Raw genomic sequence first — 21,056 nt, 5'->3', positions numbered from 1 at the left:
GCGGGGAACTGCGCGAAGGGGGTCTGGGCCTGAAGGGGCGCGGGGAACTGCGCGAAGGGGGTCTGGGCCTGAAGGGGCGCGGGGAACTGCGCAAAGGGGGGTCTGGGGGGCGAAGCCCCCCAGGGACGGGAAGGGAAGGGGCGGCGGGGGCGAAACAAATGCCCCCCACGACCAGAAGCCACCCCACATGGACCGCTCGACGGAAACCGCACCGGAGCACCCGGCCACCGGGCCACCCCCGCCGTACGCCCCCGAAGCCCGCCGCAGGCGACCGAGGTGCGAGACTTGCCCCATGCCAGTCCTCGACCCCAATCCGCAGAACGGCCAGAAGAAGATGCTGCTCGTCTTCGGCGCGTTCTTCGCCATCTTCATCATCATCGGCGTGATCGCGACAATCCTCGCCCCGTGACGCCCCATGGTGGTGCTGGCACCACCATCCCCTAGGGGGCCAGGCTCAGGGTGAAGTGGGTGGGTCACCGGATGGGTTGCCCCCCAGGGAATCCGTACCTTCGAGATGTGGCCGCGAGACGCCGGCCACGGACCATGCGAAGAGCGGAGGCCCCATGTCGGCGCGCACGCACACCCGGCCCCACCCGGCCCCCCGGGGCGCCGTCGCCACCCGGCTGCCTTGGTGGGCCCTCGCCCTGCCCACCCTCGCCTTCGTCGCCCTGCTCACCCTGGTCCTCAACCCCTCCGACGCCCACGCGGCCGTCGGCGATCCCGCGCTCACCCACCTCGTCGAGCGCGCGCAGCAGCTCATGGCCCGCTGAACACCCCCGGAGGCGCCGGTCAACTCCCTGCGCCCCATGGCCTGTTTCATGCGAAGCTGGGTCACATGAGCGTCGCAGAACCCCGCAGGATTGTCCTTTTCCGGCATGCGAAAGCCGACTGGCCCCCGGTCTCCGACCACGAGCGCCCACTCGCCGAGCGGGGCCGCATGGATGCCGCCGTCGCCGGGCGCAAGCTCGCCGACACCGGTATCGCCTTCGACCTGGCCCTGTGCTCCACCGCGGTCCGGACCCGCGAGACCTGGAAGCTCGCGGTCCACGAGTTTCCCGAGCGGCCGAAGACCGTCTACGAGGAGCGGATCTACGATGCCTCGCCCGGCGAGCTGATCGCCCTGCTCAACGAAACCCCCGACGACGCGCAGAACGTCCTCCTGGTCGGCCACAACCCGGGCGTCCAGGGACTCGCCGACATCCTGGCCGGCACGGCGGAGGGCGACGCCCGTGAGCGCATGAGCCGGCTCGGCTACCCGGCCGCCGCCTTCGCCGTCCTGTCCTTCACCGGCTCCTGGAAGTCCCTCGAGCCCGGCGTCGGCACGCTGGTCGACTACTGGGCGCCCACCGAGTGACACCCGGCACGGCGGGGGCCCGGCACTCGACGTCCGTCGGTGCCGGGCCCGCCCGTCTCCGTGCCCCGGTCCGGGCGACTCAGCCCACGTCGAGCGTGTCCGCCGCCTCGACCTCTTCGCGGGTGACGCCGAGCAGGTACAGGACCGTGTCCAGGAAGGGGAAGTTCACCGCCGTGTGCGCGGCCTCGCGCACCACCGGCTTGGCGTTGAAGGCGACACCGAGCCCCGCCGCGTTCAGCATGTCGAGATCGTTCGCACCGTCACCGATCGCCACCGTCTGCGACAGCGGCACACCCGCCTCGGCGGCGAACCGGCGCAGCAGCCGGGCCTTGCCCGCCCGGTCCACGATCTCGCCGGTGACCTTGCCCGTCAGCTTCCCGTCGACGATCTCCAGGGTGTTGGCCTGGGCGAAGTCCAGCCCCAGCCGCTCCTTCAGATCATCCGTGACCTGGGTGAACCCACCCGAGACCACGCCCACTTGATAGCCGAGGCGCTTCAGCGTACGGATCAGGGTGCGGGCGCCCGGCGTCAGCCGCACCTCGCTGCGGACCTTGTCCACCACGGAGGCGTCCAGCCCCGCCAGCAGCGCCACGCGCGCGTGCAGCGACTGCTCGAAGTCCAGCTCCCCGCGCATCGCGGCCGCCGTCACCTCGGCGACCTCGTCCTCGCAGCCGGCGTGCGCGGCGAAGAGCTCGATCACCTCGTCCTGGATGAGCGTGGAGTCCACGTCCATGACGACCAGCCGCTGCGCCCGCCGGTACAGCCCCGCACCGACCACGGCCACGTCGACCCCGAGCCGCGCCGCGTCGGTCACCAGCGCGGTCCGCAGCGGTTCCGTCTCCACGCCGGACACCGCGAACTCCACGGCGGTCACCGGGTACTTGGCGAGCCGGAAGATACGGTCGATGTTGCCGCCGGCCTTGGTGATCCGCGCGGCGATCGCCGCCGCCGCCTCCGAGGTGAGGGGGTGTCCCAGCACGGTGACCAGGGAGCGGCCGAGCCCGCGCGGACGGTTGTCGCCCTTGCCGGAGATGATCTCCGCCTGCATCTTCATCGACTCCGCCCAGCTGTGGACGGTCGCCCGCAGATCCCCTTCCAGCCCCTTGGGCGGCTCGGTCACGAGCGCGCAGAGCACGATGCGGCCGCGGGTGACGACCTGCTCGATGTCGACCACGTCGACCGAGTAGGCGGCGAGGGTGTCGAAGAGGCCGGCCGTGATGCCCGGCCGGTCCTTGCCGAAGATCTTGACAAGGAGGGTGGGAACGTCGGTGGTCTGCGATGCGCTCATGGTGTTCCCACCGTATCCGGCACCCAGTGCCCCGCGCCTCCGAGGTCCGCCAGCCGGACAATGAACACGGCCGGTCACCGGGATGTCCCGGAGCTTACGTACGGTCCGGCTTCCGGGGCGCCGGGGGAGGAGGAGGCGGTGGTGGCGGAGGAGGCGGAGGCTCGTCCGGCCACAACGGCGACCGCCCCCGCGACCCGGCTCCCCGCCGGCGCGGCTCGACCGGCCCGATCACGGTGGGCGCCCCATAGACATCGCCGTTCCCCTCAGGACCCCCGGCCACCTGCGGCTCACCACCCCCCGGCACCCCGCCTGCCGAGGGCACCGCATCCTCCGGCTCCCACGGCTCCTGCGCCCCGGCTTCCCTCGGCTCGTGCGGTCCTCGCGGCGACGGCTCCCACGGCTCCTGCGCCCCGGCTTCCCTCGGCTCGTGCGGTCCTCGCGGCGACGGCCCCCACGGCCCCTGCGCCCCGGCTTCCCGTGATCCGCGCCCTTCCCGCGCCCCGTGCGATGTTCCCGGCGAGCCCCACGGTTCTTCCCGCACCCCTGACTCCTGAGACCCCCGCGGCTCCCACCCCACCCGCAGATACGGATTGGTGTCCGGGTCGGGGGCCCGGTAAGGAACCCCCGGCTCGTACGGCCCGGCGGCCGGCGCCCCGTCCGAGCCCTCGACGCCACCCACCGTCCGCCATCCACCGCCCGCCTTCATGTCACCCCGTGCCAACGGTGCCGCCCGCATCCCCGCCGCCCCGCTCGCCCGGGCCAGCAGCGCACCCGCCGCGCCCGCGCCCGCGCCCCACACCGCGCCCAGCAGGAGCGCCGTGCCGAACCGGCCGCGCAGCTCGATGCCGGCGCCGAACGCGTCGAAGCCCAGCACGGACAGCGAGGCGTTCGCCGACACCTCCGTCAGCCGGACCAGCAACGGCAGAGTCAGCGCCGTAGCGACACCCAGCCGCAGCGCACACCGCCCCGCGAAGCCGGCCGCTCCGCGATCAGCCGCGCCCCCGACCGGCGTGCGCACGCCCGTCAGCACCCCCGCCAGCAGCATCATCAGCGCGGCGGCCACCGCCAGCAGCCACACCCGCCCGTCGAACTCCGCCAGCCGCCCCAGCGTGACGGACCGGTCCGAGCCGGTCCGCAGCAGATCGTCCACGGGGTGCGGCAGCACCCCGAGCAGCGCCCCGCTCGCCCGCCCGTCCCACGGCACGAACAGGCCGAGCGGTACCCCGGTCCACACTCCGTTCGGCGCTCCCAGCAGCGCCGCCCCCGCGATCCGCCGGGGATGGTCGTCGCCGATCGCCGCGTACCCCGCCGCCGCGAGCCCCGCCGCCACCGCCACCAGCCCCACCGTGACGAGGGCGGACACCGCCGGCCGTACGACACGGTGCACGGCGTCCCAGCCGCGCGGCAGGGGAGTGCGGCGGGACGCCAGCAGCGCGACGAGCAGGACGCCGGCCGCCCAGCCGAGGCCACCGAGCAGCGTCGGCACGGTGTCGACGGTGAACCCCACCGCCGCCTCCGCGTCGACGAGATCACCCACCCGGTCCGGCAGCAGCCCCCCGACATCACCCAGCCCCGGGATCTCGACCCCGCCACCACCCGTCCCCGGCAGGTCGTCGAGGCCCAGCGAGCCCCCGTCGATGGTGATGACGTCGTGCCCCGCCCAGGCCAGCCCGCCCGTCATCGCCACGAACAGCGCGACCACCGTGCCCGCACGCGCGAGGAGTTCGGTGCCGGAGACCACAACTCCCGCCGCCCGCAAGGAGCGCAGAAAGAAGTACGACAGCAGCAGCGCACCCACCAGGCCCACGCCCAGCGGCGTGACCTCCAAGGCCGTACCGGCCTCCGCACCCGACAGCCCGAAGGCGGACACGTCACCGGACGGCGTGACCGAACCGCCCGCCCCCAGAGCCACCACCGCGGCGGTCATCGGACCCAGCGAACCGGCCGCGTCCGCGTCCAGCAGGTGCAGCCCGAGCGCCGCCGTCCCCGCCATCCCGATCAGCGCCCAGCTCACCGCGGCGACCGCGGACATCACCACATCGCCCCACGGCACGCGCGTACCGTGCTCCGCTGCTCCGACGCCCGTGGCAGCACTCATGGCAGACCCCCCGATCCGCGACGCGGCGTGACGGCCGCACATGTCCCCCTCGCGTGATTTACCACTTTCCAGGCCGATTTCAACCCCGTCGACGAAAACCGGTGAACACCTTGGTGCGCGCTCGTGACAAGGCCCGACTTTCGGACAGAGGGCCGAGCCTGAAATAGTTCCCCCCGATGTTCGCCATCCCTAGACTCCCTGCGACGGGGGAAATTCGGGGGACAACTCAGTGGGGCATGGAGTGCCGGAACTCGTACTGGAATCAAACGGACGGACCTGGACGCTCGATCCGTCCAGGGCTTACACCCTCGGACGCGATCCGCAGGGGGACGTCGTGCTGGACGACGCCAGGGTCTCCTGGCGTCACGCCACGATCAGCTTCAACGGGCGCGGTTGGGTCATCGAGGACCACGGCAGCACCAACGGCACGTTCGTGCAGGGGCAGCGGATCCACCACCTGGAGTTCGGCTCCGACACGGTGCTGAACCTGGGCAACGCGACCGACGGCCCGCGCGTGACGCTGTCCGGCGCCGGTGCGGGCGCCGGCACCGCGGCCCCGGCCGCCACACCGCAGGCCCAGCCGCAGCAGCCGTACGCCGCCCAGGGTGCGAACCCCGGCTGGTCCCAGCAGGCGCCGCAGCAGCAGCCGCCCGCCCAGCAGCCCGGCTGGCAGCAGCCGCAGCAGCCGGCACCGCAGCAGTCCGCGCCGCACATCCCGCAGCAGCAGGGCGGTCCGGGCGAGCAGTACGCGCAGAAGGTGCCCGGCAGCGGCGCGGGCGCGCCGCCGGTCTACGGCGACCGCAGCCCCACCACGTTCCACCAGTTCTCCCTCGGCCGCGTGATGCGCATCGGCCGCGCCCTGGAGAACGACCTGGTCGTCTCCGACCTCCAGGTCTCCCGCCACCACGCCGAGTTCCACTCGACGCCCGACGGCCGCATGGAGATCCGCGACCTCGGTTCGCACAACGGCACGTACGTCAACGGTCAGCCGATCGCCAAGGGCGGCGCCCAACTGCTCGGCCCCACCGACATCGTGGGCGTCGGCCACTCGACGTTCCGGATCGTCGGCGACCGGCTCGAGGAGTTCGTCGACACCGGTGAGGTGTCCTTCTCCGCCCGCCACCTGACGGTCACCGTCGACGGCGGCAAGCAGATCCTCAAGGACGTCTCCTTCGGGGTCCCCGAGAAGTCGCTGATCGCGGTCATCGGCCCGTCCGGCTCCGGCAAGTCGACCCTGCTCAAGGCGCTCACCGGCTACCGCCCCGCCAACCAGGGCGAGGTCCTCTACGACAACCGCAACCTCTACAAGCAGTTCGCCGAGCTGCGCCAGCGCATCGGTCTGGTCCCGCAGGACGACATCCTGCACAAGGAGCTGACCGTCAAGAAGGCCCTCAAGTACGCGGCCAAGCTCCGCTTCCCCGCCGACACCACGGCCGCCGAGCGCGAGTCCCGCATAGACGAGGTGCTGCGCGAGCTCAAGCTGGACATCCACAAGGACAAGAAGGTCACGTCCCTGTCCGGCGGCCAGCGCAAGCGCGTCTCCGTCGCCCTGGAACTGCTCACCAAGCCGTCCCTGATCTTCCTGGACGAGCCCACCTCCGGCCTCGACCCGGGCATGGACCGCGACGTCATGCAGCTCCTGCGCGGCCTCGCCGACGACGGCCGTACGGTCCTCGTCGTCACCCACTCGGTGGCCGAGCTGGCGATCTGCGACAAGCTCCTGGTGATGGCGCCCGGCGGCTCCGTCGCCTACTTCGGCCCGCCCGAGGAGGCGCTGAACTTCTTCGGCTACGACACCTGGGCCGACGTCTTCTCCGCCTTCGAGAACTACCGCGACTACGACTGGGCGGGCCGCTGGAAGGGCTCGCAGCACTACCAGATGTACGCCGCGGACATCGACGCGGTCGCGCCGCAGTCCGTACAGGTCCCGCCGATGCAGGCGATGCGGCCGCCGAAGCCGCAGGGCTGGATGTCACAGTTCGTGACCCTGGTACGCCGCTACGTCTCGGTGATCGTCTCCGACAAGGGTTTCCTCGCCCTGATGGTGATCCTGCCGGCCGTCCTCGGCGCGGTCAGCCTGCTCATCGACGCGGACAAGGGCCTGCTGCCCAACCCGCCCAACGCGGCGGGCCGGGTCATCCCGAACGGCACGGCGACCACGGTCCTGCTGATACTCGCGGTGGGCGCCTGTTTCGCGGGCGCGGCGAACTCCGTGCGTGAGCTGATCAAGGAACGGGTCATCTACGAGCGGGAGCGCGCCACCGGCCTGTCCCGCTCGGCGTACCTGATGTCCAAGGTGTTCGTGCTCGGCATGATCACCGTGCTGCAGGGCCTGCTGGTCGGCGTGATCGGCTTCTCCAGCCGGGAGATCCCGGAGGAGGGCCTGGTCTTCGGCGGCTTCACGCTGCTGGAGCTCTCCGTGCCGATCATGGCGCTCGGCTTCACCTCGATGATGTTCGGCCTGATCATCTCCTCGCTGGTGAAGACCGCCGAGAAGACCATGCCGCTGCTGGTGATGTTCGCGATCATCCAGGTCGTCTTCACCGGCTGCCTGTTCGCCCTGCACGGCTCGATCGGCGTCAACCAGTTCTCGTTCCTGATGCCGTCGCGCTGGGCGGTCGCCGCCTCGGGCGCCACGCTGGACTTCAACAGGATCAGTCCGCCGGAGACGGCCGGCGACACCGACCCGCTGTGGGAGCACACGGTCGGGGCCTGGGCGATGGACATGGGCGCGCTGATCGTCCTCGGTGTGATCTGCGGCTTCTTCGTGGCCCGCTTCCTGCGCCGCCACGAGCCCGAGGTCATGCGCAAGTAGTCCGCGCCGTACGGCCCCGAAGGGCGGCACCCCGTCAGGAGGGTGCCGCCCTTCGGCGTCTTCGGTTCGCGAGAAGAGGTCCGCGCCGACCTCAGTACGCGCTGTCGACGTTGTCCATGGTGCCGTACTTGTCGGCCGCGTAGTTGCAGGCGGCGGTGATGTTGGCGACCGGGTCGTAGATGTCCTTCGGGGTGCCCGGGACGTGGTAGGCCGCGAACGTCGGCGGGATCACCTGCAGCAGGCCCTTGGACGGGATGCCGTTCTGGGCGTTGATGTCCCAGAGGTTGATCGCCTTCGGGTTGCCGGAGGACTCCCGCATGACGTTGCGGTGGATGCCCTCGTAGGAGCCCGGGATGCCGTGCTTCTTCATGATGGCCAGGGACTCGCGGATCCAGCCGTCCAGGTTGTCGCTGTAGGTCTTCTGCGGGGCGGCCTGCTTCACCTCGGCGCGCTCGGCGGCACGGCCGGCGGCCTCCTCGGCCTGGCGGGCCTTCTCCGCCTCGGCCTCCGCGGCGGCAGCGGCGGCCTTCTTCTCGGCGGTGGCCCGGTCCGCGGCCTCCTTCTTCGCCGCGATCTGCTCGACCTTGACGCTGGAACCGGCGAGCTGGTCGGTGACGCTCGCCTTGACGCCCTGGATCGGCTCGGTGCTGTACGCGACCTTCGCGGTCGGGGCGGCCTCGGTCGTGGTGGCCGGGGACGCGTTGCTCGGGACGGCCGAGAAACCGATGGCGGCGGCGCCGAGGGCCGCGACACCGGCGACGGCGAGCTTGTGGTGACGGGTCAGGGCACGACTATGACCACGGGTGAGGATGTTCTTGGACATGCGGGACGGACCTCTTCGAATAGCGCGGAGGTCGCTCAACGTCCGGTGGGGACAGGGTGCTTCCGGCACAAACGCCGCGGGGAGATACCCACGGCGCTGAGCGACGCAGCCATTCTTAGCGGCCGCAAAATGGCGGGGCAAAGGTGTGACGTACGAAGCCGGGTAGTGGATCAGGGAGGGGTAAACCGGGGCAGAGAGGGCCATACGTCCCGCTCATGCGGGCGGTATGTCTCTCCTAATCCTCTTCGTACGTGATGTGCGCCCTATGCCCGGCCTCACACCGGCCGCCCCCTGCCCTCACCGCCGGTTGCTGAAGCAATGCTCTGTGTGAGGAGGTCCGGTCACTCCGGAAGAACCAGGTGCACATCGCCGAACTCGTGCCACAGGTAGCGCCCGCGCAGCGCCTCCTCGTACCCCCGGTCGATCGCCGCCCGCCCCGCGACCGCCTCCAGCATCAGCAGGTGCGAGGCCTGCGGCTCGTGCAGCCCGGTCAGCAGCCCGTCCACCGCCCGCACCCCGCGCTCGGGCGTCACCACCAGATCGGTCCACCCCGCGCGGGCCCGCACCACGCCGTCCGCACCGGCCGCCGACTCCACCGCCCGTACGGCCGTCGTCCCCACCGCGATCACCCGGCCGCCCCCCGCCCGCACGGCCCCGATCAGCCGCGCCGACGCCTCCGGCACCACGAACCGTTCCGGATACGGCGGCTCGTGCGCCTCCGCCGACGCCACCCCGGTGTGCAGCGTGACCGGGGCGAACCGCACCCCCCGGCTCACCAGCTCCGCCACCGTCCGCGCGGTGAACGGACGCCCCGCGCTCGGCATCTCCGCACTCCCCGCACCGTCCGGTGACGGCAGCGCGAACACCGTCTGGTACGCCGACAACGGCTGGTCCCGCTCCGTGTACGCGTACCGGACGGCCCGCCCGTGCTCCCGCAGCACCTCGAGCACGTCCCCCGACACGCGTGCCCACCACAGCCGCTCCCCGCGCGCGCTGAGCGGCTCCTCCAGCACCAGCCGCGCACCCCCGACCAGCCGCACCTCTGTACCCGCGGGCGCACCCGCGCGCGCACGTGTGGTGCCGTGCCCGTCAGGATCCCGCAGCTCCACGGCCCACCGGCCGTCGTCACCGCGCGTGGAGAAGTGCACCACCACGCGCGCGTGCCCGGTCCACCCCCCGACGGCCGCCGCCAGCGTCGGCGAGGTGTTCACCACCAGCAGGTCCCCGGCCCGCAGCAGCCGCGGCAGCTCCACGAAGGCGTGATGCGACACCACCGTGCCCCGCGACACCAGCAGCCGCACCGAGTCCCGCTCCAGACCCGGCCCCCGCTGCTCCACCGGCACCCGCGCGGACAGCTCCTCCGGCACCTCCGCGGCCACGGTCATCGCCGCTCCTCCAGCAGCGCCGGGGCGCCGTAGCGACCGCTCGCCGGCCGCTCGTCCAGCAGCCGGAGGAAGGCGGGCACCACACCGGCCGGCGCAGGGCGCGGACCGTCGTCGTCCGGTACGGCCGCCGCGTACAGGTCCGTCGCCATGTCGCCGGGATCGACCGACCAGACCCGCAGCCCCGGCTCCTCCACCGCCAGCACCGCCGCCAGCTGGTCCAGGGCCGCCTTGGACGCCCCGTACCCGCCCCACGTCGGATACGCCTCGGCGGCGGCGTCCGAGCTGACCACCAGCACCGCCCCGGCCGCCGCCGACCTGAGCAGCGGCAGTGCCTCCTGCACCAGGCCCAGCGCCGCCACCAGATTCACCTCCAGCGCCCGCCGCAGCCCGTCCAGCGGCAGCTCCTCCAGAGGGACCAGCGGCTCGGCGCCCAGCGCGCTCGCGTTGTGCACCACCAGGTCCACCCCGCCCAGCCGCCACGCCGCCGCCACCAGCTCCGCGCGGTGCGCGGCGTCCGTGACGTCCCCGGGCAGCGCCGTCACACGCGTGCCGTGCGCCGACACCAGCCCCGCCGCCTCCGCCAGCGGAACCGGGTCCCGCGCGTCCAGCACCAGATCCCAGCCGCGCTCCGCCAGCCCCCGGGCGAGCGCCTCCCCGAGCCCCTTCGAAGCCCCCGTGATGATCGCAACCGGCATGGCAACCGTCCCCTCGTCCTCGGACGCCGCTCGATCGGCGTGCCCTCAACCTAGGGACCGGCCCACCGCCACCGCCTCGGGCCCGGGACGCAACGCCCCGGGTCCCTTCGCCCTACGCCACCGACCCCGGTCCCGCGGTCCTACGCCCCGACCGGGACGGCGGGACCTCCGGCCTAGGTCCCGCGGCCCGCCCGACGGCCGCCGTACGTCCGATCCCGCTGTCACAGCCCGCCGGTACCGTGAGGACATGAGCCACGGCCCCCGGTCCGGCCTCGCCGCGGTGAGCTCCGCGTTGCTGGCCATGAGCAGGCACCTCGAGGTGCGCGACGTCCTCAAGACGATCGTCGCCTCGGCCCGCGAACTCCTCGACGCGCAGTACGCCGCGCTCGGCGTGCCCGACGACCACGGCGGCTTCGCCCAGTTCGTGGTCGACGGCGTCAGCGACGACGAGTGGAAGGCCATCGGCCCCCTCCCGCGCCAGCACGGCATCCTCGCCGCGATGCTGAACGAGGCCACCCCGCAGCGCCTCGCCGACGTGCGCCGCGACCCCCGCTTCGAGGGCTGGCCCAGCGCCCACCCCGACCTGGTCGATTTCCTGGGCCTGCCCATCCGCGACGGCGACGAGGTCATCGGCGCCCTGTTCCTCGCCAACAAGAGGTGCCCCAAACCCGAGGGCACCTGCGGCTTCACCGAGGACGACGAGGAACTGCTCGGCATCCTCGCCCAGCACGCCGCGATCGCCCTGACCAACGCCCGGCTCTACGAACGCAGCCGCGAACTGACCATCGCCGAGGAACGCTCCCGCCTCGCCCACGAGCTCCACGACGCCGTCAGCCAGAAACTCTTCTCCCTGCGGCTCACCGCCCAGGCCGCAGCCCGTCTCGTCGACCGCGACCCCTCCCGCGCCAAGGGCGAACTCCAGCAGGTCGCCGCCCTGGCCGCCGAGGCCGCCGACGAACTGCGCGCGGCGGTCGTCGAGCTGCGCCCCGCGGCCCTCGACGAGGACGGCCTCGTCGCCACACTGCGCACCCAGATCCAGGTCCTCGACCGTGCCCACACCGCGCGCGTGACCTTCACCGGGCACGGCGTACGCGCCCTGCCCGCCGCCCAGGAGGAGGCGGTGCTGCGCGTCGCCCAGGAGGCACTGCACAACGCGCTGCGGCACTCCGGCGGCGACCACGTCGACGTCACCCTGGACCGCCGCGGCGGCGGAGCGGTCCTGCGGGTCAGCGACGACGGCGGCGGCTTCGACCCGCGGATCGTCCGTCGCGCGGGCCGCCATCTGGGCCTGGTCTCCATGCGGGACCGGGCGAGCGGGGTCGGCGGCAGGCTGACCGTGGAATCGGCGCCCGGCAAGGGCACCACGATCGAGATGGAGGTCCCCGGTGGCTGACGCAATCAAGGTGCTGCTGGTCGACGATCACCAGGTGGTACGCCGGGGGCTGCGCACCTTCCTCGAGGTGCAGGACGACATCGAGGTCGTCGGCGAGGCCGCGGACGGCGCCGAAGGGGTCGCCCTGGCGGGGGAGCTGGGACCCGACGTCATCCTCATGGACGTCAAGATGCCCGGCATGGACGGCGTGGACGCGCTGCGCCGGCTCCGCGAACTGGACCACCCCGCGCGCGTGCTGATCGTCACCAGCTTCACCGAGCAGCGCACGGTGGTTCCCGCCCTCCGCGCGGGCGCCGCCGGTTACGTGTACAAGGACGTCGACCCCGACGCGCTCGCCGGAGCCATCCGCTCCGTGCACGCCGGGCACGTCCTGCTCCAGGCGGAGGTGGCCGGCGCGCTGCTGTCCCAGGAGGAGACGGGATCGGGCACGGGACGCGCGGGCTCCCTCACCGAACGGGAGCGCGAAGTGCTCGGGCTCATAGCGGACGGCCGTGCCAATCGGGAGATCGCCCGCGCCCTGGTGCTGTCCGAGAAGACCGTGAAGACCCACGTCTCGAACATCCTGATGAAACTCGACCTCGCGGACCGCACCCAGGCCGCCCTGTGGGCCGTACGACATGGTCTGAGCGGCTGACCCGTGACGCCTCGGACCGGTCGGAAGGTTCCCCTCCGATCCGAGATTCATACCGTAGTGGGAATGTCCCTCGGATGGCCGTATCCATTGTCGGCACCGGCCGTTCTCCAGTGCACGCCGCGGCGCCTGCCGCGGTCATCGCAAGGAGGGCTCGGAAAGTGAAGAACCTGAAGAAGGCAGCGGCCGTGACGATGGTGGCCGGCGGTCTGCTCGCGGCCGGCACGGGAATGGCCTCCGCCACCGACGGCAGCCACGCCGACGGCACGGCCGTGGGCTCCCCGGGCGTCGTCTCCGGCAACGTCGTCCAGGTGCCGGTCGACGTCCCGGTCAACGTGTCCGGCAACAGCATCAACGTCATCGGGCTCCTCAACCCGGCCTTCGGCAACACCGCCGTCAACCACTGACGCGCACCCACCCCAGCCCCGGCCGCCCGCCCCCACCGAGCGCCGGGGCTCCCCCACGCCCCCACCTACGGCCCCCGCTTCCCGCGTGCCGCCCTGCTCCCCGCGAAGCCCCGCTTACCGCTCCCGCTCCCCACCTACGGCCCCTGCTTCCCGCGTGCCGCCCTGCTCCCCGCGAAGCCCCGCTTACCGCTCCCGCTCCCCACCTACGGCCCCTGCTTCCCGCGTGCCGCCCTGCTCCCCGCGAAGCCCCGCTTACCGCCGCTTCCGCGGGCAGTCGTGCCGCTGGGGCGGCACGGGTGGGCGCGACGGCACCCCGCAAGCGCCGGGCAGCGCGACCCCCCCGGTCAGCACCCACGCCGGGGCACCCCGCAAACACCGGGGCTGCACCCCACGCCGGCACACCCGACCCGGGGGGGCACCTCACCCCGCCCCCCGCTCCTCCACAACGGAGTTGTACGCAGCCACCTGCGCCCGCCGAGCCGTCCGCTCCACAGGCCGCAACGCACCGGCCCGCGCCGAAATCTCCGAAGCGCTCACCGCACCCCCGTGCTCCCCGGCCGCCCCCGCCAGCGAAACCAACGCCCCCACCCGCTGCGCCAACTCCAGCACCCGCACAGCCCGAGGCGGATACCCCGGCGCCAACACCTCCCGCCCCCGCGAGCCCGAGGCCCGCGCCCGGTACGCATCGATCGCCGCCTCGGCCACCGGCCCCGACCCGGCCACATCCAGCCGCGTCAGCACCTCCGTCGCCTCCCGCAACGCCTCCGCCAGCTCCCGCTCCGCCTCCCCGAGCGACGGCACATCCGCCGGCGGCGCCTCCCGCACCGGCAGGCAGTGCCACACCACCTCCACATGCACATCACCCGCGGGCCCGGCCTCGTGGACCTCCGGCACCAGCCCGACCGCGGCCCCGGAACAGACCACCGCCTCCTCCGCCTCCAACGCCCGCGCGTTGAACTCCGGCGGCCCGCTCAGCCCCAGCGGATGCCCCGGCGCCGGCAGCGCCACCCGCAGCCCGCTCACCCCCAGCGCCCGCAGCCGCCCCAGCGCCAGCGTGAGCCCCACCGGCGCCGACTCACCCGGCAACCCCTCCACCCGGTGCACCGCGTCCTCCCCGACGATCGCGAGCACGGCGTCATCCGGTGGGACAAGTCCGGCAAGAAGGGCGTTTCCCCAAGCGGCAAGGCGTCCAGAGCGAGGTTCCGAGAGCATGCGTACACCCTAGACAGAGCCCAAGAACCGGACCGGAGGAATGTCCGGGTCGACCAGTGGCGTAGATTTCATGATGGGCTGCGCCCACGGGTGCGGCGGACCGACCCACAGGCGTACGCGACAGCCGAGACCGGCCACACTGCAAGGGGAGACAACGCGCTCATGAGCGATGTTCTGGAGCTTCAGGACGTATCCGTGGTCCGTGAGGGCCGGGCTCTGGTGGACCAGGTCTCCTGGTCGGTCAAGGAGGGCGAGCGCTGGGTCATCCTCGGCCCCAACGGCGCCGGCAAGACCACCCTCCTCAACATCGCGTCCAGCTACCTCTACCCCAGCAAGGGCACCGTCGGCATCCTCGGCGAGACCCTCGGCAGGCCCGGCACCGACGTCTTCGAGCTGCGCCCCCGCATCGGCGTGGCCGGCATCGCCATGGCCGACAAGCTGCCCAAGAAGCAGACCGTCCTGCAGACCGTGCTCACCGCCGCCTACGGCATGACCGCCGGCTGGCAGGAGGAGTACGAGGACATCGACGAGCAGCGCGCCCGCGCCTTCCTCGACCGCCTCGGCATGTCCGAGTACCTGGACCGCAGGTTCGGCACCCTCTCCGAGGGCGAGCGCAAGCGCACCCTCATCGCCCGCGCCCTGATGACCGACCCCGAACTGCTGCTGCTCGACGAGCCCGCCGCCGGACTCGACCTCGGCGGCCGCGAGGACCTCGTACGCCGTCTCGGCCGGCTCGCCCGCGACCCGATCGCCCCCTCCATGATCATGGTCACGCACCACGTCGAGGAGATCGCCCCGGGCTTCACCCACGTCCTGATGATCCGTCAGGGCAAGGTCCTCGCCGCCGGCCCGCTGGAGCTGGAACTCACCTCCCGCAACCTCTCCCTCTGCTTCGGCCTCCCGCTCGTCGTCGAACAGGTCGGCGACCGCTTCACCGCCCAGGGCCTCCCGATGTCCTGACCCCCCGCGGCCCAAGGCCCGGAGCCGCACGGCGCGTTCAACCGATCGGCGCCCTGTCGGCGACCGGGTGTGCGGTCCTACCATGACCACGTGGACATCGACGCATGGCTGTGGTGGCTGATCGGCGCGGCGGTACTCGGCATCGGGCTCGTGATCACCGCGATGCCCGAACTCGGCATGCTCGCGGTGGGCGCCGTCGCCGCGGCAGTGGTCTCCGGCATCTTCGGCGGCGGCGCCGTCGCCCAGGTCGTGGTCTTCGCCGTCGTCTCGACCGCCCTCATCGCCGTCGTACGGCCCATCGCGAACAGACACCGCGCCGGACGGCCCCAACTCGCCACCGGCGTGGACGCCCTGAAGGGGAAACAGGCCGTCGTCCTGGAGCGCGTCGACGGCTCCGGCGGCCGGATCAAGCTGGCCGGCGAGGTCTGGTCGGCACGCGCACTCGACGCCGGCAGAGCCTATGAAGCAGGCCAGGAAGTGGACGTCGTGGACATCGAGGGGGCCACGGCCATCATCATGTGACCTCCCGCGACACAACTGGAGCGAACAACCCCCCAGTTGCACCGATGGTCTGTCAGACTCGACCAGCAAGATCTTCAACAGCGAGATCTTCCACAGGCACAAGAGCTGCCGCAGGCGCCGAGGCTAAGAAGGGTTCGGGGAACCGACGATGCAACCGATCATCATCGTCCTGATCATCCTGGTGGTGCTGGTCTTCATCGCCCTGATCAAGACGATCCAAGTCATCCCACAGGCCAGCGCCGCCATCGTCGAGCGCTTCGGCCGCTACACGCGGACACTCAACGCGGGCCTCAACATCGTCGTCCCGTTCATCGACACCATCCGCAACCGCATCGACCTGCGCGAACAGGTCGTCCCGTTCCCGCCGCAGCCGGTGATCACCCAGGACAACCTGGTCGTCAACATCGACACCGTCATCTACTACCAGGTGACCGACGCCCGGGCCGCCACCTACGAGGTGGCCAGCTACATCCAGGCCATCGAACAGCTCACCGTCACCACGCTCCGCAACATCATCGGCGGCATGGACCTGGAACGGACCCTCACCTCCCGCGAGGAGATCAACGCGGCCCTGCGCGGCGTCCTCGACGAGGCCACCGGCAAGTGGGGCATCCGCGTCAACCGCGTCGAACTCAAGGCCATCGAACCGCCCACCTCCATCCAGGACTCGATGGAGAAGCAGATGCGCGCCGACCGCGACAAGCGCGCCGCGATCCTCCAGGCCGAGGGTGTCCGCCAGTCCGAGATCCTGCGCGCCGAGGGCGAGAAGCAGTCCCAGATCCTGCGCGCCGAAGGTGAGGCCAAGGCAGCGGCCCTGCGCGCCGAGGGCGAGGCCCAGGCCGTCCGTACGGTCTTCGAGGCGATCCACGCCGGCGACCCCGACCAGAAGCTCCTCTCCTACCAGTACCTCCAGATGCTCCCCAAGATCGCCGAGGGCGACGCCAACAAGCTCTGGATCGTCCCCAGCGAGATCGGCGACGCCCTCAAGGGCCTCTCCGGAGCAATGGGCAACTTCGGCGCGATGGGCGGCGGCAACACCCCCTCGGGACCCGCCGGCGTCCCCTCCCAGGAACGCCGCGAAAAGCCCTCCATCGACTGAAACCCCCAGGGGCGCGGGGAACTGCGCGAACAACCACGCACAACCCGCGCCCGGGGAACCACCCGAACCCCTACGGCGAAGCCCTCACGCCGCGTCCAGCGCCAACCACTCGGGCAACGCCTCGAAGTCCTCGGCGCCCAGCGCCAACAGCATCGCGTCAGCCGGCGTAGGCTCGAACGGCCGCCGCAACAGCGGCATGTCCGCCTGCTCGGGCGTCCGATTCGCCTTCCGGTGGTTGTCCTCCGCACAGGACGCCACCGTGTTCAACCACGTGTCCTGCCCACCGTGCGACCGCGGCACCACGTGGTCCACGGTCGTCGCCCGCCGCCCGCAGTACGCGCACCGGTGCCGGTCCCGCACCAGGACACCCCGCCTCGACCACGGCGCTTGTCTTCGGAACGGCACCCTCACGTACTGGCAGAGCCTGATCACCCGGGGCGCCGGTATGTCGACCGCGGCTCCACGCATCCGCAGCTCGGGGTGGGCCTGCTCGACGACGGCCTTGTCCTGAAGCACCAGAACGACGGCTCGGTTCAGCGTCACCGTCGACAACGGCTCGAAGCTCGCGTTCAGTACCAGCGTGTCCCGCATACCAGCCCACCTCCCGTGTGCACCGGCCCACCCCTCGGCGGGCTGGGATCAACTCTGGCCGGGCACGCCGAGATGGACAACGCAATATCTGCTGCTCCTGCGGGAGGTGACCCCCGCGACCCCCGGCAACAAAAAAATGCCCGCCCCTGATCAATTCCAAGACCAGGGGCGGGCAAACGTTCCATGAACGCTCAAGGCCGCGCGGGAAACCGCTCAGGACTCCGCAGGCACCTCGTACTCACCGATCAGCTGGGCACGCCCCAGCGTGTGGAACCGCAGGTTGAAGCCCACAGCGGCGGGAGACGCGTCCGAGTCCGGACCGAGCTTCTCCTGGTCCACGGCGTACACCGTGAACACGTACCGGTGCGGCCCGTCCCCGGGCGGCGGCGCGGCACCGCCGAAGTCCTTGCTGCCGTAGTCGTTGCGCGCGTGGACCGCGCCCTCGGGCAGCCCCTCGAACTTGCCGCTGCCCGCACCGACCGGCAGCTCGGTCACCGAGGCCGGGATGTCGAACACCACCCAGTGCCAGAACCCGCTGCCCGTCGGGGCATCGGGGTCGTAGCAGGTCACGGCGAAGCTCTTGGTCTCCGGCGGAAACCCCTCCCACCGCAGGTGCGGCGAGGTGTTGCCGGCCGCGTGGACCTGAGCGTCCTTGAGCGTCGCCCCCTCCTGCACGTCCTCGCTCGACACCGCGAACGACGGCACGGGCGGATGGAAGGCGTGGGGGAGCGGCCGCCGCTTGAGCTCGGTCACCTCGGTACCTCCTGATCGGTTGCGTTCAGTCGGGGACCGAGCCTAGAACCAGTTGCGCTTGCTGCCGACCTCCGACAGCCACTGGTTGAGGTACGCCGTCCAATCGGTCCCCTGGTAGTCGTTCAGCCCCACCTTGAAGGAACGGAACGTGTCGCTGCCCTCGCTGAACAGACCCGGCTTCTTGTCCATCTCCAGCACCACGTCCATGGCCTGCTCATCGGCCACGAAGCTCAGCTCGACCTGGTGCAGCCCCCGGTACTGCTGCGGCGGGAAGAACTCGATCTCCTGGTAGAACGGCAGCTTCTGCCGGGTGCCCCGGATGTGGCCGCGCTCCATGTCCGCGTTCTTGAAGCGGAAGCCCAGCTGGATGAACGCGTCCAGGATCGCCTTCTGCGCCGGCAGCGGGTGCACGTTGACCGGGTCCAGGTCACTGGAGTCCACGGCCCGCGCGATCGCCAGCTCGGTGCTCACCCCGATGTTCATCCCGCGCAGCGGCTGCCCGTCGATCATCGTGATCGGCGTCTCCCACGGGATCTCCAGCCCGAACTGCACCGCGTGCACCGCACCCGCCTGGAGCTCGAAGGCGCCGCCCAGGCTCGACTTGGTGAACTCGATGTCCTGCTTGTACTCCTGGTCGCCGCTCTCCACCTCGACCTTGGCCTGCAGCCCGACCGACAGACCCTCGATCTGCTGGTTCACGGACCCGCCCTGGATCCGCACCTCGCCCTGGACGACACCGCCCGGAACCACGTTGACCTCGTGCAGCACCGTCTCGACCGAGGCCCCGCCGGCACCCAGACTCGCCAGCAGCTTCTTGAACGCCATGTCTCTCCCTCTCCAGGCGACCCCCGTGGGCCACACCTGATCCGTCGTCCTGCGTCGAGTCGTACGTATGGACCCTTGATCCCTAACAACGCGATCCGGCCGTGGCCGGTTCCGCGTCCCACACCCTGGCAACCGCGGAGCCCGCTGACCACCCCGCGGCACCGTCCGTCTCCAGTACCCTCGGACGGCATGATCGCGACCCCCGACCGTACGCCCCTGCCCGGAGAGTCCTTCGACCGCCCCGTCCTCGAGGTCGCCCCCGACCTCCTCGGCCGGATCCTGGTCCGCACCACCCCGGACGGTCCGATCACCCTCCGCCCCACCGAGGCCGAGGCCTACGACGGCCAGAACGACCCCGGCTCCCACGCCCACCGCGGTCGCACCGCCCGCAACGAGGTGATGTGCGGTGCGCCCGGTCATGTGTACGTCTACTTCACCTACGGCAGGTCAAGGCGGTCAGCATGAACGTTGGCCGCCTCGCCCATTCTGCCGAAGAGGTCGCCCCCAAGCTGCTTGGGAGCGTTCTCACCTGTAAGACCCCCGAGGGGACCGTGAGTATCGCCATCACGGAGACCGAGGCGTACTCCGGTTCGGCTGACCCGGCTTCCCATGCCTACCGAGGCCGGACACCCCGTAACGCCGTCATGTTCGGATCCGCGGGACACCTGTACGTCTACCGGTCCCATGGCCTCCACTGGTGCGCCAACGTCGTCACCGGGACGGACGGCATCGCCTCGGCTGTCCTCATCCGGGCAGGCAGGGTCATCGAAGGGGAGGATCTGGCACGCAAACGGCGAGGGGAGAGGGTCGAGGGTCCACGGCTTGCACGGGGTCCGGGGAATTTCTGCCAGGCACTCGGCATCACGGCGGAGCACAACGGCGCAGACCTCCTGACGGGTACTTCGGTCGTGTTGTCCGAGGGCGAGCCTGTACCTGACGCGCTCATCCGGGTTGGTCCTCGGGTGGGCGTGAGCAAGGCCCACGACTGGCAACACCGGTTCTACCTCGCCGGTGATCCGACGGTCTCGGCGTACCGACTGAGCCCGAGAGCCAAACCGTCCGCCGGAGCCTGAGCCACTGTGCGCCTCGCTCACGGCCGACTGGCGAGTGAGCGGTCGAGTCGGCGTGCTGAGCGAGGTGGACAGCCGGGAGTGCAGTGACAACCCGGCCCCGCCCACCTCGCCCGGATCTTTGTGAAGATCCTTGGCATGACTTCGTTCTCGGCCGATGCTGATGGCTCCGACGCCCCCTTCACGGAGATCGGCGATCCCGTCCTCGTCGTCACGGACAGGCGGCGAAGCCTTGTCGCCGTGGCCGGCGAGCGCGAGTACGACGAGGCGGAGACGGTCGGTCTCTTCCACGTCACCGACCGCGCCCGCCGTCGCTGGCTCCTGCTCTCGCAGTACCCCGTGACCGCGATGGCCTTCCATCCGGCCCTCCCGCTTCTCGCCGTGGGATCCGGTGAGTACGACGGCGGCTACTTCTTCGAGGGGGAGCTTCTCCTCGTTCACCTGGAAACCGGTACCGCCCTGTCGCTCATCGAGCACCACCTCGGCCGTCAGGTTCTCGGACTGGAGTGGCTGAGCCATCAGGAGCTTCGCGTCCTCATGGCGCCGCCCGACGACTGGAAGGACCGCAAAGCCCACGTGGAAGGACACACCGCTGTGCTGCACCGCTCCGACTGGACCACGGTCGAAGCCAGGTCGCTCACCGGCCGCGACCTGGCCGGCCCGCGAGGGCCGGCGCCCCGCCTCGACCACAGTGAGGCTGCCAAGCGCGCGGTTGCCAGGCTGGCTGTGCCCCGGACTCGCCGACCGGTCAGTCCCTACCGGGCCCACGTGCCACGGCGCCGTCGAAGTTGACTCGACCTTGGAAGGTGCGTAATGTAGCCCGAGCCGCTTGAACCGGGTACGGCGATCGCCTGCAGCCGGAAGCGGCCAACCCACTACCTACGATCACCCTTCAGCGGGGTCGAATTCGTCATGTCCGCATGTCTGAATTCCGAACCGCGGAGCCCGATTATGAATCGAGCGGGGGAATCGGTTAACGTAGTGAATGTCGAAAGGCCGACAGGCGAAAGCTGAGGGCTCAACGGCAAAACCCGCCGACTGGGAATCAGGCCCGAAAGGATCTGATAGAGTCGGAACCGCCGGAAAGGGAAACGCGAAAGCGGAACCCCGGAAAGCACCGAGGAAATCGGGTCGG

General features: G+C 71.2%; 21 protein-coding genes and 1 pseudogene. 13 read left to right on the top strand and 9 right to left on the bottom strand.

Features of this window, described 5'->3' with window-relative positions:
- Positions 1-292 precede the first annotated feature (292 nt).
- The 3 genes from ACFV5H_RS36785 (at position 293) to ACFV5H_RS36775 (ending at position 1,354) form a co-directional block, all read left to right on the top strand.
- Entirely contained in the window at positions 293-409 is a 117-nt protein-coding gene (locus ACFV5H_RS36785; RefSeq protein WP_385057552.1) for an SGM_5486 family transporter-associated protein, read from the top strand.
- Positions 410-563: 154 nt separating this feature from the next.
- On the top strand, positions 564-770 hold the full coding sequence (locus ACFV5H_RS36780; RefSeq protein WP_385199064.1) for a hypothetical protein: 207 nt from the start codon (positions 564-566) through the stop codon (positions 768-770).
- A 65-nt stretch (positions 771-835) separates the two neighbouring features.
- Positions 836-1,354, top strand: coding sequence for a SixA phosphatase family protein (locus ACFV5H_RS36775; RefSeq protein ID WP_385199063.1), 519 nt, complete (start codon positions 836-838; stop codon positions 1,352-1,354).
- 79 nt (positions 1,355-1,433) lie between these two features.
- On the opposite strand, the gene serB is transcribed toward ACFV5H_RS36775, so the two are convergent.
- Both serB and ACFV5H_RS36765 read right to left on the bottom strand, forming a co-directional pair.
- Entirely contained in the window at positions 1,434-2,642 is a 1,209-nt protein-coding gene (serB, locus tag ACFV5H_RS36770; RefSeq protein WP_385057548.1) for a phosphoserine phosphatase SerB, read from the bottom strand.
- Between the two features lie 94 nt (positions 2,643-2,736).
- Positions 2,737-4,740, bottom strand: a complete 2,004-nt coding sequence (locus ACFV5H_RS36765) for a streptophobe family protein (RefSeq protein WP_385199062.1) — start codon at positions 4,738-4,740, stop codon at positions 2,737-2,739.
- A gap of 241 nt (positions 4,741-4,981) precedes the next feature.
- On the opposite strand from ACFV5H_RS36765, the gene ACFV5H_RS36760 reads away from it, so the two are divergent.
- Positions 4,982-7,555 (top strand): FHA domain-containing protein, encoded by a 2,574-nt coding sequence (locus ACFV5H_RS36760; RefSeq protein ID WP_385057545.1) that lies wholly within the window; start codon positions 4,982-4,984, stop codon positions 7,553-7,555.
- Positions 7,556-7,646: 91 nt separating this feature from the next.
- Here the strand turns inward: ACFV5H_RS36760 and ACFV5H_RS36755 are convergent, their stop codons facing one another.
- From ACFV5H_RS36755 to ACFV5H_RS36745, 3 genes are all read right to left on the bottom strand, one after another.
- Positions 7,647-8,378, bottom strand: coding sequence for a transglycosylase SLT domain-containing protein (locus ACFV5H_RS36755; protein WP_385057543.1), 732 nt, complete (start codon positions 8,376-8,378; stop codon positions 7,647-7,649).
- A 341-nt stretch (positions 8,379-8,719) separates the two neighbouring features.
- A complete protein-coding gene (locus tag ACFV5H_RS36750) occupies positions 8,720-9,763 on the bottom strand; it encodes an S-adenosylmethionine:tRNA ribosyltransferase-isomerase (RefSeq protein ID WP_385057542.1) in 1,044 nt (347 codons plus the stop codon).
- The gene (locus ACFV5H_RS36745; RefSeq protein ID WP_385057540.1) at positions 9,760-10,458 is read right to left on the bottom strand and encodes an SDR family NAD(P)-dependent oxidoreductase; all 699 of its coding nucleotides are present in this window, start codon (positions 10,456-10,458) and stop codon (positions 9,760-9,762) included. The genes ACFV5H_RS36750 and ACFV5H_RS36745 overlap by 4 nt, the downstream gene beginning before the upstream one ends.
- A gap of 247 nt (positions 10,459-10,705) precedes the next feature.
- Between ACFV5H_RS36745 and ACFV5H_RS36740 the strand changes: the two genes are divergently transcribed.
- The 3 genes from ACFV5H_RS36740 to ACFV5H_RS36730 all read left to right on the top strand — a co-directional run bounded on the left by ACFV5H_RS36740 (position 10,706) and on the right by ACFV5H_RS36730 (position 12,889).
- Positions 10,706-11,851 (top strand): GAF domain-containing sensor histidine kinase, encoded by a 1,146-nt coding sequence (locus ACFV5H_RS36740; RefSeq protein WP_385057538.1) that lies wholly within the window; start codon positions 10,706-10,708, stop codon positions 11,849-11,851.
- On the top strand, positions 11,844-12,485 hold the full coding sequence (locus ACFV5H_RS36735; protein WP_085575691.1) for a response regulator transcription factor: 642 nt from the start codon (positions 11,844-11,846) through the stop codon (positions 12,483-12,485). The genes ACFV5H_RS36740 and ACFV5H_RS36735 overlap by 8 nt, the downstream gene beginning before the upstream one ends.
- A 158-nt stretch (positions 12,486-12,643) precedes the next feature.
- Complete coding sequence (locus ACFV5H_RS36730) at positions 12,644-12,889, top strand: chaplin (RefSeq protein ID WP_385057536.1); 246 nt, start codon at positions 12,644-12,646, stop codon at positions 12,887-12,889.
- Positions 12,890-13,309: 420 nt separating this feature from the next.
- Here ACFV5H_RS36730 and ACFV5H_RS36725 read toward each other — a convergent pair whose 3' ends face one another.
- Positions 13,310-14,101 (bottom strand): hypothetical protein, encoded by a 792-nt coding sequence (locus ACFV5H_RS36725; RefSeq protein ID WP_385058992.1) that lies wholly within the window; start codon positions 14,099-14,101, stop codon positions 13,310-13,312.
- A 162-nt stretch (positions 14,102-14,263) separates the two neighbouring features.
- Here ACFV5H_RS36725 and ACFV5H_RS36720 point away from each other — a divergent pair, with 162 nt between their 5' ends.
- The 3 genes from ACFV5H_RS36720 to ACFV5H_RS36710 all read left to right on the top strand — a co-directional run bounded on the left by ACFV5H_RS36720 (position 14,264) and on the right by ACFV5H_RS36710 (position 16,682).
- Positions 14,264-15,061: an ABC transporter ATP-binding protein gene (locus tag ACFV5H_RS36720; RefSeq protein WP_344563796.1), complete on the top strand. Its 798-nt coding sequence runs from the start codon at positions 14,264-14,266 to the stop codon at positions 15,059-15,061.
- Between the two features lie 90 nt (positions 15,062-15,151).
- Complete coding sequence (locus ACFV5H_RS36715; RefSeq protein ID WP_073937416.1) at positions 15,152-15,583, top strand: NfeD family protein; 432 nt, start codon at positions 15,152-15,154, stop codon at positions 15,581-15,583.
- A gap of 148 nt (positions 15,584-15,731) precedes the next feature.
- Positions 15,732-16,682, top strand: a complete 951-nt coding sequence (locus tag ACFV5H_RS36710; protein WP_385058991.1) for an SPFH domain-containing protein — start codon at positions 15,732-15,734, stop codon at positions 16,680-16,682.
- Positions 16,683-16,766: 84 nt separating this feature from the next.
- Here the strand turns inward: ACFV5H_RS36710 and ACFV5H_RS36705 are convergent, their stop codons facing one another.
- The 3 genes from ACFV5H_RS36705 to ACFV5H_RS36695 form a co-directional block, all read right to left on the bottom strand.
- Entirely contained in the window at positions 16,767-17,273 is a 507-nt protein-coding gene (locus ACFV5H_RS36705; RefSeq protein WP_385058990.1) for an HNH endonuclease, read from the bottom strand.
- Positions 17,274-17,486: 213 nt separating this feature from the next.
- Entirely contained in the window at positions 17,487-18,026 is a 540-nt protein-coding gene (locus tag ACFV5H_RS36700; protein WP_385058988.1) for a YbhB/YbcL family Raf kinase inhibitor-like protein, read from the bottom strand.
- Between the two features lie 42 nt (positions 18,027-18,068).
- Positions 18,069-18,851, bottom strand: coding sequence for a sporulation protein (locus tag ACFV5H_RS36695; RefSeq protein WP_385058986.1), 783 nt, complete (start codon positions 18,849-18,851; stop codon positions 18,069-18,071).
- A gap of 189 nt (positions 18,852-19,040) precedes the next feature.
- On the opposite strand from ACFV5H_RS36695, the pseudogene ACFV5H_RS36690 reads away from it, so the two are divergent.
- The 3 genes and pseudogenes from ACFV5H_RS36690 to ACFV5H_RS36680 form a co-directional block, all read left to right on the top strand.
- Positions 19,041-19,292, top strand: a pseudogene (locus tag ACFV5H_RS36690) (DNA-3-methyladenine glycosylase); the annotation flags it as partial.
- A 20-nt stretch (positions 19,293-19,312) separates the two neighbouring features.
- On the top strand, positions 19,313-19,924 hold the full coding sequence (locus ACFV5H_RS36685; protein ID WP_385058984.1) for a DNA-3-methyladenine glycosylase: 612 nt from the start codon (positions 19,313-19,315) through the stop codon (positions 19,922-19,924).
- 135 nt (positions 19,925-20,059) lie between these two features.
- Complete coding sequence (locus tag ACFV5H_RS36680; protein ID WP_385199061.1) at positions 20,060-20,713, top strand: hypothetical protein; 654 nt, start codon at positions 20,060-20,062, stop codon at positions 20,711-20,713.
- Positions 20,714-21,056 lie beyond the last annotated feature (343 nt).

This window comes from Streptomyces sp. NPDC059787 (assembly GCF_042732315.1).
GTDB lineage: Bacteria > Actinomycetota > Actinomycetes > Streptomycetales > Streptomycetaceae > Streptomyces > Streptomyces atrovirens.
The sequence above is the reverse complement of the archived record's forward strand: the minus strand, read 5'-3'. Positions and strand labels throughout refer to the sequence as shown.

Excerpts from the sequence above, each read along its gene's own strand:
- ACFV5H_RS36785 (WP_385057552.1), top strand. The coding sequence starts at position 293 with ATGCCAGTCCTCGACCCCAATCCGCAGAACGGCCAGAAGAAGATGCTG.
- ACFV5H_RS36780 (WP_385199064.1), top strand. The coding sequence starts at position 564 with ATGTCGGCGCGCACGCACACCCGGCCCCACCCGGCCCCCCGGGGCGCC.
- ACFV5H_RS36775 (WP_385199063.1), top strand. The coding sequence starts at position 836 with ATGAGCGTCGCAGAACCCCGCAGGATTGTCCTTTTCCGGCATGCGAAA.
- serB (WP_385057548.1), bottom strand. The coding sequence starts at position 2,642 with ATGAGCGCATCGCAGACCACCGACGTTCCCACCCTCCTTGTCAAGATC.
- ACFV5H_RS36765 (WP_385199062.1), bottom strand. The coding sequence starts at position 4,740 with ATGAGTGCTGCCACGGGCGTCGGAGCAGCGGAGCACGGTACGCGCGTG.
- ACFV5H_RS36755 (WP_385057543.1), bottom strand. The coding sequence starts at position 8,378 with ATGTCCAAGAACATCCTCACCCGTGGTCATAGTCGTGCCCTGACCCGT.
- ACFV5H_RS36750 (WP_385057542.1), bottom strand. The coding sequence starts at position 9,763 with ATGACCGTGGCCGCGGAGGTGCCGGAGGAGCTGTCCGCGCGGGTGCCG.
- ACFV5H_RS36745 (WP_385057540.1), bottom strand. The coding sequence starts at position 10,458 with ATGCCGGTTGCGATCATCACGGGGGCTTCGAAGGGGCTCGGGGAGGCG.
- ACFV5H_RS36740 (WP_385057538.1), top strand. The coding sequence starts at position 10,706 with ATGAGCCACGGCCCCCGGTCCGGCCTCGCCGCGGTGAGCTCCGCGTTG.
- ACFV5H_RS36725 (WP_385058992.1), bottom strand. The coding sequence starts at position 14,101 with ATGCTCTCGGAACCTCGCTCTGGACGCCTTGCCGCTTGGGGAAACGCC.
- ACFV5H_RS36720 (WP_344563796.1), top strand. The coding sequence starts at position 14,264 with ATGAGCGATGTTCTGGAGCTTCAGGACGTATCCGTGGTCCGTGAGGGC.
- ACFV5H_RS36710 (WP_385058991.1), top strand. The coding sequence starts at position 15,732 with ATGCAACCGATCATCATCGTCCTGATCATCCTGGTGGTGCTGGTCTTC.
- ACFV5H_RS36705 (WP_385058990.1), bottom strand. The coding sequence starts at position 17,273 with ATGCGGGACACGCTGGTACTGAACGCGAGCTTCGAGCCGTTGTCGACG.
- ACFV5H_RS36695 (WP_385058986.1), bottom strand. The coding sequence starts at position 18,851 with ATGGCGTTCAAGAAGCTGCTGGCGAGTCTGGGTGCCGGCGGGGCCTCG.
- ACFV5H_RS36685 (WP_385058984.1), top strand. The coding sequence starts at position 19,313 with ATGAACGTTGGCCGCCTCGCCCATTCTGCCGAAGAGGTCGCCCCCAAG.
- ACFV5H_RS36680 (WP_385199061.1), top strand. The coding sequence starts at position 20,060 with ATGACTTCGTTCTCGGCCGATGCTGATGGCTCCGACGCCCCCTTCACG.